The following is a 1,257-nucleotide window of genomic DNA, read 5'->3' on the forward strand; positions in this document are numbered from 1 at the left end:
CACAAAAAAAGTAATTCTGTTTAGTGGTGTATTGTTTTTTAATCGTTCTAATTGAAAATGAATAAATGTAATCTGATAAAAAAAACTAATAATAATGAATATTACTGTTTACAGAGTTTATAAACGATTTATTAACCGCTATTTCTATTGTATATGAAAAGCTTGTTTTATTTATTTTTACCTATTGCAGGTGTATGGTTGTTTTCATCTTGTGCTAATTTAGAGCAAGTTGAAACGACGGATCTTGATCGGGAATCTGTTTTTGCAGATAGTGCATATACGGCAGGATTCCTTTCTCAAATTTATGTAGATGTTGGTTATGATGTTAAGCCTAATCGATACACTACTAATGTTTTTGGGGTAACAAAAGAACATGGAGGCTTACAGACAGCTTGTGACGAGGCTGCTTATAAAGTAGTCTCTGATGTTACTAATGATGTAATGTTTGCAACAGGGACTATTAATTCACTTAATGTATTGGAAGATGATGTTTGGAAGAAGGCATATACTAATATCCGAAGGGTGAATTTATTTATGAAGTATGTAGATGGTGCTCCGTTACTTGAATCCACTAAGATTCAGTATAAGGCGGAAGCCCGATTCTTGCGTGCATGGTATTATGCAATGATGTTACGTCATTATGGTGGAGTGCCTTTGCTTGGTGATACCATATATGAGGTAGAAGATGATATGAAAACAAAGCGTGACACATATGCTGATTGTGTGAAATATATTGTAGACGAATGTGAGTTGGCTGCAAAAGATTTGCCTGTTGTATTCAGCGGTATGAATAATGGACGCGCCACAGCTGGCGCATGTAAGGGGCTGATTTCGCGTATTCGTTTATATGAAGCTAGTAAATTATTCAATGGTAGTGATTTTGGTACATCTACTAATTGCCCAAAAGAGTTGATTGGTCATCCTAATTATGATAAAGAACGTTGGAAGGCAGCTGTTGATGCAGCTCTCGATGTGATAAAACTGAATCGTTATGCTATTTACACGCGTCATGTAGAAGCTGATGGATACAATCCAGGAAGATCAGAACCGGGATGGGGATTTTATGCAATCTTCCATAATAATGACTTTGGTAAAGTGTCGGATGGTGCCTATGTGACGTATTCAAATGGATCGTACTGCGAAATGATATTCGAATGCAGGCCAGGGGAAGGTAATCAACGTGAAGCATTGTTTGGTCCTCCCACGTGTGGTGGTAACGGTAATGGAGGTTATATTTATCACGACTTAGTAGAACAG

The 1,257-nt window shown here is 37.1% G+C and carries 1 protein-coding gene; it reads left to right on the top strand.

The features are described 5' to 3' along the window. Positions 1-198: 198 nt before the first annotated feature. A partial coding sequence (locus AB5935_RS26730) for a RagB/SusD family nutrient uptake outer membrane protein (protein ID WP_368327948.1) occupies positions 199-1,257 on the top strand: 1,059 nt, incomplete at its 3' end.

Origin of the sequence: Phocaeicola sp. RTP21198st1_B8_RTP21198_201120 (assembly GCF_040929485.1) — a bacterium.
Classification (GTDB): Bacteria; Bacteroidota; Bacteroidia; order Bacteroidales; family Bacteroidaceae; genus Phocaeicola; species Phocaeicola dorei.